We start from the raw sequence: 12462 nt of genomic DNA, 5'->3' as shown, positions 1-12462 counted from the left end.
GTGAAGCAGTCATTACCACAGCTCAGGAGAGTACTATCCGGAATGCACTGAAGTGATGAGTGATGTTTGTATAAATGCAGTTAATCCAAATCAAAATGTCTTTAAATCAAATTGTCACAGGACAGCCCATCATTAGGCACTTCATTGAACCCTATCTCTATCTTGAATCGGTAGCTCTAAAGTTCAATGATTTTCAGAGAGAATAGTTCCAAGGAGGTGGACACTAATGTCGAGTTAATGTCATTGTAGGATACTCAAACAAATCGTAATTTCTGATAGTGGTTTCTGTCCCAATAACAAGTCAAGACTAAAATAGCTTAGGTCTTGGGTTTTCCCATACAGAAATCTGAATGATGATCAATTTAAGGAGGTTCGAAATGAGAAAGAGACGCAAAAGAACAAAAATACTGAGCCTGCTGTGCTGTATTTGCATGATTGTTACCATGCTCCCAACAGCAGTATTCGCTGGCTCGCCTGAAGCCGATGAATACATCGGAACCCCGGCGGAGCTTATGACATTTGCTGCGGCGGTGAACGGCGGGAACACTTATGAGGGAAAGACTGTGGCGTTGACCGCAGACATCGATTTAACCACAGGTACCTGGGCCACCATCATAGGTAGCTTTAACGGCACCTTTAACGGAAACGGCAAGAAAATCAGCAATTCTGATGCAACCTTGTTTACAACCATCGGTGCCTTGGGCACCGTGCAGAATCTTGGCATTACCGGCATTGCGGGCTGCAGCATTCAAACAGCACCCATTGCGGTAACAAATAATGGTACAATTGAAAACTGCTTTAATATTATAAATATTACTGGAAATGATCTCGCTAATTGCGGTGGTATCGTGGAGTATAACTACGGTACGATCCAGTATTGTTTCAATGCCGGACCTATCAGTGGAAACTGGGCCGGTGGTATTGCAGGACGAAACTACGGCAGAATTTTGAACTGCTATAACGCAGGAGCTATTGCAGGAACCAACTGGTCTGGCGGCATTATCGGATGGAGTATGGACCTACCGGCGGTAGTGCAATATTGCTACAATATCGGAGATTTATCGGCAAGCAGAGCAGATCGCACTGGCAGCATTATCGGCCGAATCAATGGCGGCACGGCACTTGACAGCTATTTCAACGGCCCGAACGCAGCAGTTATGCAGGGTACTGTTGGGGCAAACGTCAGTCTGAAAACCGATGCGGAAATGAAGGATGCTGCCTTCTTAACCCTGCTTAACGTTGCGCAGGCACCGGTACCTTGGGTGCAGGATGCCACCAATATCAACGGCGGTTATCCCATCTTAACCTGGCAGGCACCGGCAGGCGGCGGAGGCAATCCCGCCGACACAGAGGCTCCCACCTGGACGGCTGGAGCTGCTATTACGGCGAGTGACATTACAACCGAGGGATTTACCGTAAATTATCCTGCGTCAGACGACAATGTAGGCATATATAGATATAAAATTGAGGTAAGTTCAGGCGTCGGTATACCAAAATCCGAATATGCCTCTGGTCTGACGAAAGCATTTACAGGTCTTCTCGACGACACCACCTACACATGTACAGTGGTGGCAGAGGATGTAGCGGGAAATCAATCTGCTGTTCTGACTTCCGAAATCAAAACTCTTATCAACAGCGTAGTTACGTTAAGCGGAGCGACTCTAGCGGGAACAACTATTACCTTGAAAGGTTTGCCTGCCAATGCATCAAATTTGGAATATAGTATCGTGATTGATGGCACAACGTTTACTGACTGGGCTGGCCTTACCGTTAATGGTACGACAGCTTCAGTGGAGCGCAGCGGGGTGCTCACCGGTACGTCAAAGGTTGGAGTACGAGTAAAGGATTTGGCCAGCGCCAGTGCTGAGGCTATCATCTATGCTGCTCTGGGCGCCGATATACCAATGACTCAAAATGCGCCAGTCATTTATGAGGGGGGGCTTAAAGTTTATCCTGACCAGCTGCAAAGCGGCGGTGTCAGCACCGTGAATGTCCGTAATGCCAACTCCGAAGTTCCCGGTGTGCCAGAAGGCCTGCTACCAAAGAGCGGTTTAGCAGCTTGTTTTTATGGTGTCAATGTAAAAGGTCCTGATGGGTCCGCCAGCAGCAAAGTCACCGTTTCTCTGCCCCTCGGGTCCCTGAAAGATTATGATATTGAAAAGATCAGCGTCTACAGGCTGGATACGACCTGGAAAGGTTATTCGAACTGGTGGATGCCGATGCTGGAAACGGATAAGTCGGAGATAAACGATCAAATTATTAAAGTGGCTTTATGGAATTTTGACAGCAAGGGTATAGATGAGGTTCTCGGTGTGTTTGAGAATCCCATTTATATGACCAATACGATTTATACCCAGTTAGTTTCCCAAACCGATACCACAGTGACTCTAAGGGTTGGCAGCCCAAGCTTCGGAGTTGCCAAGTTTAAGGTTTATCGTGATGGAAAATATATAGGCGACAACACCGGGCCGATCGTCCAGAAACCTCAGACCGAGTGTTTCGAAGCCAACTTTACCGATACCCCACCCGGTCCGGGAACATATGTTTATAATGCCACGGCGGTCGATAATAGCGGCAATGAACATTTATCAGATATTACATACGATACAATATCTGATAGAAATGATGCCACTGTGGTCTTTGGCAGTGGGCAAGACGATGCAGCAAGCGTGATAGCCGCTGTTAAAGCCGGTTTGGAAGACGGTAGCATATCTTTAGGCTTTACGGATGGCGACAGTGCCGATAGTGTTACTCAAAATATCGACCTGCCCCTTTCTCCTATCCCCAATGCCCATATAACCTGGACATCTAACCGTTCGGATGTATTTAAAGATAAAAATACCACTGCTGATTTGAAAGCATTATTTGGTGCAGATAGTAATATCCTCAAACCAGCTGACACTAATGATGTCTCACTGGTGCTAACGGCGACTATCACTTCCGATCTTGATAATAATTGTTCATCTGAGACTATAGATATACCGATAACCGTTCGCTGGATGTCGGTGGCCCATGTAGCTGGTCCTGAGGAATTCAAAAGGGCTTTACCTAATTCAGTCGTCCAAACTGTTATCATTGATTCCTGGTTCTATTCTCCCGATGGATTAGGTTCAACGGAAGCAACTTTAAGCGGGACTTATGACTGTCAGGGAAAGACGATCAGGGGTTGGGCCATACTTGAAAATGGCACGGTCTTAAAAAATGCTGTGTTCGACGCTTACGGTAAATATTATAGTACAACAGCAAACTCAGCTCCGATTAAAGTTGTCGGGGGTGCGACCTTTGATAATGTAACTTTTACCGGTCTGGAAAACAGTAACTATGCGGTTGATTTCCGTATGCAAGATTATTATAAAACGGCAAATATCCAAATCACCAATTGTAATTTTGGAGCAGCCAAAAAAGGCGCAATAAACATAGATGAAAACCGAGACAAGGTACGCTATGACTTAAATGCCGATCCTTCAACCATCACGATCAGTGGCAATAACTTTGATGGTGGTGGAAAACCCGGCTATGCCATCAAGGATTTCGTCGGTATGGCAGCCATCGAGGATAATACCATCAGCGGCTATCAGGGAAGCATCGATAATATGCCTTCTGCGGGGATTTTCCTCAGCCAGGATGTAAAAGCCGAGATCAGTGGCAATACGATTACGGATTGTGACAAGGGAATCATGGTCTGGACCGGGGAAGCTCTGACATACCAGAAATATAATTCAAGTACGGGTGAGTATACTTACAATACGGTTACTTCTTATACCAAGGTCAACGGTAGCGATATCATAGATGGGAGCAGTGCCGAAGCAGCGGGCAAAAAACTTCTTTCCGCTAACCTAATCACTCCTGCAAAAGGAGACGGCAATAGTGCTGTTATTTTCAGCAATGCTGTTGATTCAAACAATCCGATCCTTTTGTATGAAGATATTAATGGTACCAAATTACCACCGACCGTCTCGACAGATACTACGGATAACATGGTAAATCAGGATATCGAGTTGACCTTTAGCCAAGACTCTACATGGGAAAATGCCATCACCAGCGTTAAGGTGGACGGCAATGCTCTAACTAATACCCAGAATAGTTCACAGTATACTATTTGCGCTGAAAAGATTCAGATTGTCGGCAGTGTTTTTAATAAAGCCGGAGATTATGATATTTCTATCGAAGCTGAAGGTTATGCCCCAGCTATTTTGACCCAGACGGTTATAGAAACGCCTCTGAAGACCCCGCCGACTTTGGCGACAACTACAGTTTTAGTCAGTCCTCTGGAAGGCTATCAATCTGACCCAATAGTAGACATCACCTTTACCGAAAACGTAGCCTGGCGCAGCGCTATCACCGGCGTGACCGTATGCAGCATGTCTACTGATGCTGATCAGCATCAACATGCCTGCAGTTTCAGTACAGCGGAGGGCAAGCTTACGGTCGGCCTGCCATATAATCATGCCGGAGGCACTATAATAATTACAGTCATGGCTACCGGTTATGCCGATGCTAAGTTAACCATGGATACTTATCTTTCAAGTCCGATACTTACTCCTGATACGTCGGGTAATTCTGTTGGTCAGGATATAGATGTCTATTTTGATCCCTATGATTATATGAATTGGGTAACCTATATTACCGATGTGAAAGTTGATAATGTTTCTCTTAATGTGAGCCAATGTAAAGTAACCTGGGGATCAATCCATATTGACGGCAGGGTCTTTACTAAAGCCGGTACTTACACAATTACGGTCAGCTCAGGTGTACCGAGACAATTACATTTCTTAGATACCAGCTTCCAGCAGGATATCGTTGCAGGGGCCTTTACTCAGACGATCTTGAGAGCGCAAAGTCTCGATAATTACCTGGGTAAAGATATAACTTTAACCTTTGCCGATAATCAGACCTGGCGGGAAGCTGTCAGCGGAATATATCTCAACGGAGAGAGCATAGACAGCAGTCTCTATTCTATTAGTGAAGGCCAGATTAAACTTGACAACAAGGTATTTAGTGCTGCAGGTACGTATACGATCACCGTTAAGGCTATCGGTTTTGATGATGGAAGTGTAACTCAATTAATCGCTCCGGCAGCTGTTAACCTGGTTCCGAATGTTTGTGAAGACAATACGGACACTATGGTAAGCAGAGCCCTTGATCTAGCTTTCTCAGATAATGCGGCCTGGCGGACAGCTATCGTTGGCATCACCTATTATTTAGGTACCGGAGAAGATCAAACCACCGAATATGTAGTATCCGCCGACAAGTATACTATTGAAGCCGGCAATATCCACATCGAGCCCAATGTATTTCCAGGCTTGGTATATATCCATATCAAGGCTACCGGATACTGTGATGCGGTTGTCAGACAGAGCCTTTACACAGGAGAAGGAACGCCATTGAATCCGCCGACTCTGACTGGCGACACCACCAATAATGTATTGGGCCAGGTAATCGAGATCGCCTTCCATGACGCGGATTGGCGCAAGTATATCTCGAATATGGCTGTGAACAACACTTCTTTGACTTCTGATCAATATACGGTAAGTGCCGGTAAGATAAGTATTAATGGTAATGCTTTTAGCAAGTCAGGTACGTATACAATTACTATTAGTGCGGCAAACCTGTATGATTTTACCTATGGGGATAAATATTACCTTGACGCCAGTGTCAGTCAAACGATACTCGCGCCAAAATATACTTTGGCAGTAGTTCCGGATAACGTTTATACTCCGTCGGTTGTAAACGGAGTCACTTCTATGACTGTGAACAGCAATATAAGCGGATTCAAGTATTTTACCGTTAATACTACGCCAGTAAATGCCTATTATACGAAACCGATGGTGGTGTTTGTCCAGATCAGGAACAACAGTCAGATTGCCATCAGTGCGACATCCGTGGCATCTGCTGAATCAGACAATGCCGTCGCCGGCTTCAGCGTCAAACCCGGCGATCTGATTAAGGCCTACATTGTGGACAGATTGACTAACGATATAAATATTAACCCGGTTGTCCTTCAATAAAGCAAAATTAAATAAGAATCCGAATCTAAAGGCCTGTGGCCCTAAGCTATGGCCTTTGGATCTGGGTGTTCCGGGAAACTGGTGCACCTCCCATTGCGGAAAGGATTGCCAGTGTGTAATAAAAGCCAGGCTTTGCGTTTTCGCAACTACCTGGCTTTTAATTAATAAAAAATAAATCTAAGGAGGTGGTGGCTGTTATAATTTGACGCACTAACCTCGAAAAGGAGATGATATTAATTATTGAAATTTTGTTAAAATGTTAATAAAAAAGATGATGCCACTGGGGCATCAAAAAACAAATACAACAAAGGTATTTTATAACTAATTAAGAAACAGTCAAAATAAGAAATAAGAACCAACCAAAAATCAATGCAAATTTATTGTAGGAGGTCAATTATATGCTTAATAAAATATCCAGCAGTAAAAGCTGGAAGTACGTTTCTGTAATTATTATCCTGGGGCTGTTACTGAGTCTTACTGTGCAGAGTGCTTTTGCGCTAAACGCGGCAACCAATAAGGCGATCAATGTTCTTGGCTACCAACTGCTTGACAACACTTCCCCCACAGCCGACCAGTTAAAGGTTTACTTAGATAAGAACATGAGTATTGATGGTTCCGACTATCAATTTACAGTTTATGACAGCAGCAATACCGAAATTGACATTAGCAATATATCTTCTGCTTCAGGAAGCGGCGTATCATCCTCTGAATTTCCTTCGCCTATAACATTGCCCAATGGATGTACCGCTACATTGACTTTCGAATCTCAGCTAACAACTGATACCCAATATACAGTAACTGTCAGCAGAGTGATCCGGGCAAACAATAACTTAAATGTTGGAGAATTCCTGGTAGACTCAAGCGGTAATAAGTGCGACAGGATGTTCAAATTCAAAACTAAAAATAGTTCAAACGAGTACACAGGTACTCCCTATATCAGCGAGATGCCTTGGGACAATACCTCCTCCAATAAAGTTCCCGTTGAAGGTAATATCGGTTTTATCGTGGACAGGCCTATCGAAAATAATCATGATAGTGTTCTTTCAGGTATGACTCTAAAGGAAGGCGTTGACTCAGTTGTGGGGACCGATTGTTTCCCCGCTATGTGCGTTGCTACTCATACAGGCTTCTTCTTCCCCATGACTTATGGTGGAACTGATTCATCTGTTCATAACCTGCGATATGGCATAACATATGCGTTTGGTGTACCGCAGCTAGTTGATAATGATAGTAATACCAGAGGTGCTAGCACTGTTGATTTTTCGACTACTGCTTCTGATATCCCCGCAAAATTTCTCTACGCTCCGACATTTAGTTCCGGAACCCTTTCCTGGACTGGTGTAACTGGTGCTAACCATTACCATATCTATGTGGATACCAGCAAGTACTGGGGCAATTACAGTACTCCTGATTATGCCACCACAGATTCCAGTACTTCAATTAGCTTTACTCCGACCAGCGGTACTTATGTCCGTATAGAAGCGGTAGACTCCAACGGTAACTGTAACGGATTATCTAATTATTTAGCCCAATAAGCTCCTATAACAGCTTTTAAAAACAATTAATTATACCTCAAGCGAAGTTTTTACTCCGCTTGAGGGTAACAATAACCTAAATTTATCAAATTTTAATATGTGTTCATATTGTATTTAAATAATCGTCAATTAGGGAATTAAACGAGAAAATAAAGTCTTATTATATATTAGTTTAGCTTTATAAAAATAAGGCCCTATATACATCATAAAAACGGGGGAATGATATACAGTGAAAAAAAGAACTAAAATATTTCAACTGGTCTTGATGACTCTGCTTCTTTGCTTAAGCGCAACAGTTGCCTATGCTGATGATTCATCCGGCAGTGCAGCGTCGGACTCGGCAATCGAGTCCAATCTTGCCGCCGTCCAAATACCTTTTATCAAAAATCAAGGACAAATCGAAGATCCGGCTGTGAAGTTTTACGTAGGTACTTTTGCCGGGACTGCTTCTGTGACCGATAAGGGTATTACCTATTCACATTCCAAAGATGTGAATGGAGAAACCCAGACCAGTGAAGTACAGGAGAATCTGGTAGGGGCGAAAGGGGTAAATCCAGTAGGTGCTGGACAAAGCCAGACAAGCGGTAACTGGTATATAGGCGACGACAGCAGTAAATGGCGTACCAATATTCCTGCCTATAATCAAGTAAGCCTTGGAGAAGTGTATGATGGTATTGAGTTAAGCCTCAAAGCCTATGGCAATAATATAGAGAAGATCTTCACCATCCAGCCGGGCGGCGATCCGCAGGATATCCGCTTGACTATTGATGGAGCCGATTCGCTTCTTATCAATAAGAAAGGCGAGTTGGAAATTGGAACGGACTTAGGCAATGTACAGTTGACCAGCCCCATTGCTTACCAGGAAATAGATGGCAAGAAAGTTGATGTAGCTGTCAAATATGACCTGCAGGGAAGCAACAGTTACGGTTTTGAGCTGGGCGACTATAATCCGGCCTATCCGCTGGTCATCGACCCGTTATTGGCGGGGGTTTTTAGCTCCGCTACAGAAGGGATGACCAATGGTGTATACCATATTCCAATAGTTGCAAGCAGTGATTATGTATATGTAGGCGGTTATATAAATACCGCATCTAATAGAGCAAATGTTGCGGTCTATAAATTCAGTAAGGACTTAAAAACTGTGTTAAACTACTCTGTTCTTGGTGGTAGTAATGATGATTATGTTAATGGTATGGCTTTAGATACGAATGGTAATATCTTTATTGTCGGGTCAACGAGTTCCTGTGATTATAAGGCTACCACCAGGTTCCCCAGCTCTACAACTGGTGTTTATAGCAATGCTCTCTCCACAACTGACACATCAAATCAAAGAAGAAGTGATGTTTTTGTGGTAAAACTAAGCGGTGATAGCTTAACTACATTAGCTTTGACAACCTTTGGCAGTACTTATAATGATTATGGTGATGAAATAGCGCTTGACAGCCAAGGAAATGTTATTATTACGGTGAATTCCACCTATAATTCCAGCGATCTAAATAAATATCCGAATACGTCGAGTAATGCCAATACCAATATTGCCGGTACAGCCCTAACATCTGGAAAGCCTTATATCGTTGTTACCAAGCTGAAAAATGACCTAAGCGGCGGTTCAGATGAGAATAGCAATCCAATTACGACCAGTCCTATTGCCTCCACATTCCTGGGTATAGGGACGGGCAATGGCCATGCAAACATTGCTATCTGCCAAGATAAAATTTATGTTGGATCCTATATCCCAGGTACTTCTGTTTATCCATTAGCCGGGTCATCTTATGATTCGAAAATAAATGATGGTGTCAATACCAGCTCTGGTGATGGAGTAATATCCAGATTGAGCAATGACTTGGGAACTTTGGAAGCTGGCACCTTTTTGGGGGGAAATGGCAGCGATATGATATATGATCTGGCCGTTGATTCAGATGGAAATATTTATGCTACGGGTCTAACTTCTACAGGAGGGGGCTTTCTAATTGATACTGGCTGTATCGGTTCTTATGCCACTAGCGGAACAGCGACAGATATGTATGTGCTTAAATTGAATGCCGATCTTAGTTCCCTTCTCGGAAGCGCATTATTCGGCAGTACGAGTTCTTGTAATGAATTTGGTACTTCCCTGGCGCTATCTAACGACAGCGTCTACGTTGCCGGTCAGGGCTCATCAACATTTCCAACAACGGCGGGAGCATATAAAACTACTCTAAGTGCAAGCCCTAATATTGTTGTTTTAAAATTAGACAAGGCTTTCACAATATATACCTCAAGTTTTATTTGTCAAGGTACAGTTGATACTAATGGGCCATGCGCCGGTATCGCGTTCGATGCCGATAGTAATCTCCTAATCAGCGGCAATACTGCGGGATCTTCAGTTCCTATTACAATAACCCCCACAGTCTCTCCAGATTACGGCACTTGGCCAACCAGTGGGGCTGCCTTGTTCAAAATGTCCAGCGATTTGCTATCATACTGGCCCGTTGGAAGCACTTTGACTGTACCCGGTAAAACCCCAACCAGTGTTGATCTTTCCTGGACTGCCTCCAACGCTCCGTCTAATAGGATTCTCAAAGATAATACTGTAATCGACACTGTCAGTGGAGTTACGACTTATCGGGCAACAGGTCTGACCCCAAATACCGCATATACCTTTAAGGTTGAAGCCGGGGACTCGGAGCTGAACAACTGGACTATCGACGGCCCCAGCCTCACTATCACCACGGAGAATGATACTACTCCGCCAACCTGGCCGTCGCCGGGCAATACCATAACCGTATCCGGTGTGACCTCCAGCGGACTGACCTTGTCCTGGCCTCCTGCTACGGATAATACAGCGGTGACAGGGTATAAGGTCTTCCAAGATAGTGTACAATTTGCCTCAGTAAATGCCGACGTCTTAAGTTACACAATTAGCGGACTAACAGAAGGCACCCAGTATACTTTTAAGATTGAGGCCGGTGATATGGTTGGCAACTGGAGTGAAAACGGCCCGGTAAAAACGCTTACAGTTGAACTTCAAGTGCTTACCTGGCCACAAGGTAGCAGTCTGACTGTCAGCAACGTTACTGCGAACCGTCTGACCCTGAACTGGACTGCTGCTGATGATAATATCGGAGTAGCAAGCTACAAAATTTATCAGGATGAAGTTCTTATAGGCACTGTACCGGCGAGTATGTGGACCTACAACGTTACCGGCTTAACTGCAAATACCCCATATACCTTTAAAGTTGAGGCTGGAGATGATGTGGGCAACTGGAGTACCGATGGTCCCAGTGTAACAGTAAGTGAAATGGTGAGGCCAACTTGGCCAACTGGCAGTACAATTACAGCAGTTGATACGAGCAGCAGCGAGTTGACTCTTACCTGGAGTGCAGCAACAGACAACATGGCCGTGACAGGCTACAGGATCTATCAAGATGGAGTATTATTGGATACCGTAGTTGGCACGGAATATAATGTCACGAATCTTAGCGCCAGCACTACTTACACCTTCAAGGTGGAAGCGGGAGATGCGGCCGGCAATTGGAGCACCAACGGGCCCAGTGTTACAAAAATGACTGCTGCAGTAAGTATTAGCTTAACATTAAATAAAAATGTTGTTTCCGTGGGAGATACAATTACCGCTTCGGGCAAGGCAAACCCTGTTACATGGGTAACTGTAAAAATGCTTGATAGTATGCAGAACATATTATTTGTGGACTCAATACAATCAGACGAAGTCGGTAATTACATTATGGATTTGCAGATTCCTACCGACGCCAACGGACCTTTAACGGTTGTTGCAGGTTATGGCAGTAATGTTGCTACGTGTGAGCTAAATATGGCAGGGAATCCGGAGGCGCTGGCAGCAAAGATTGCTGACGCGACAGTGATATTGAACGGAGCGGTGGAAGGAACCGACTTTGGTAAATATGCAGTGGGTTCTAAATCAACTTTGCAGACTGCTATCAATGCTGCCCAAGCGGTACTGGAGACTGCAACAAGTAAATCTCAGGTGGATTTGGATACAGCAACAACAGTTTTAAATGAAGCGCTGGCCGCGTTTGAGGCTGGAAAAGTGACGACAGTAACTGAACCAAAATACATCGTAACGGCAGCAAACGATGACAACTATAATAATGGTCAAACAGCAGATGGAATAATCATGATGACAGTACAAGATGGTATATCGGGATTCAAATATTTCAGTGTCAATATTACTTCGGTTTCCCCCCATGAAGGGAGTGAAGTAGTTGTATTTGTACACTTAAGGGACGGGATACAGTTAGCAATTAACGCCACAAAAGCTGATTTTGATATGGTTAATAATGCTGAAGCCGGTTTTAATATCAAGTCAGGGGACGTAGTAAAAGCTTACATTGTGGACGACCTGACCAACGCTGTAGACAGAAATCCTGTCATTCTGCAGTAAACAGTTAATTTCTAAAGCTATATCCGGAGGTGTATCAAGGGATGGTTCTCTCGCTTCATTAGTAGAAGTAAATGGACCGTCCCTTTTGCTTCTCTAAAACTATTGTAAGGCCTGGCCCAGCACTGTGTCTGCAGCAGGCGGAACCGGGGGAGGCGGAGGTGCGGAAGCACCCAACTGATTTTTACCAGTGCTTCTCTGGCCACTCTAGATCTTGCTAATCAGACTGCTGCCCCTGGAGAAAGTATGATCGATCTCAGTACGGTAATACCGGTGAATCCGACGATTAAAATAGTGTGTAGTAATAATGTTACCGGGGATGTGATTAATTGTAAATGAAATTCAAATTCGCCTCCGGTCCAGATACTATTATCTTCTTGATAAACTTAAACTTTAGAACAGTATTAATCCAAACCAATTAAAATAGATATAAACCATTCTAAATCAATAGTACTTAATCCACTGAAATACCAACGACAATTTGGAATAGAGGGACAGGCAGATGGTTCAATTCAGTTTA

At 44.0% G+C, this 12462-nt stretch carries 3 protein-coding genes and 1 riboswitch; all 3 genes read left to right on the top strand.

All coding sequences use genetic code 11. The features are described from left to right. Positions 1-377: 377 nt before the first annotated feature. The 3 genes from AC6I5A_RS00150 to AC6I5A_RS00140 all read left to right on the top strand — a co-directional run bounded on the left by AC6I5A_RS00150 (position 378) and on the right by AC6I5A_RS00140 (position 11945). A complete protein-coding gene (locus tag AC6I5A_RS00150) occupies positions 378-6008 on the top strand; it encodes a DUF1533 domain-containing protein (protein ID WP_034610282.1) in 5631 nt (1876 codons plus the stop codon). Positions 6009-6013: 5 nt separating this feature from the next. Beyond that, positions 6014-6130, top strand: a riboswitch (molybdenum cofactor riboswitch). 276 nt (positions 6131-6406) lie between these two features. After that, the gene (locus AC6I5A_RS00145; protein WP_034610279.1) at positions 6407-7543 is read left to right on the top strand and encodes a hypothetical protein; all 1137 of its coding nucleotides are present in this window, start codon (positions 6407-6409) and stop codon (positions 7541-7543) included. Between the two features lie 229 nt (positions 7544-7772). Then, positions 7773-11945, top strand: a complete 4173-nt coding sequence (locus AC6I5A_RS00140; RefSeq protein WP_052167785.1) for a DUF7948 domain-containing protein — start codon at positions 7773-7775, stop codon at positions 11943-11945. Positions 11946-12462: the final 517 nt, after the last annotated feature.

It is taken from the genome of Desulfosporosinus sp. Tol-M2 (assembly GCF_059735615.1).
The sequence above is the reverse complement of the archived record's forward strand: the minus strand, read 5'-3'. Positions and strand labels throughout refer to the sequence as shown.

What these genes read in the sequence shown, in the direction of transcription:
- AC6I5A_RS00150 (WP_034610282.1), top strand. Translation starts at nt 378, where the DNA reads ATGAGAAAGAGACGCAAAAGAACAAAAATACTGAGCCTGCTGTGCTGT.
- AC6I5A_RS00145 (WP_034610279.1), top strand. Translation starts at nt 6,407, where the DNA reads ATGCTTAATAAAATATCCAGCAGTAAAAGCTGGAAGTACGTTTCTGTA.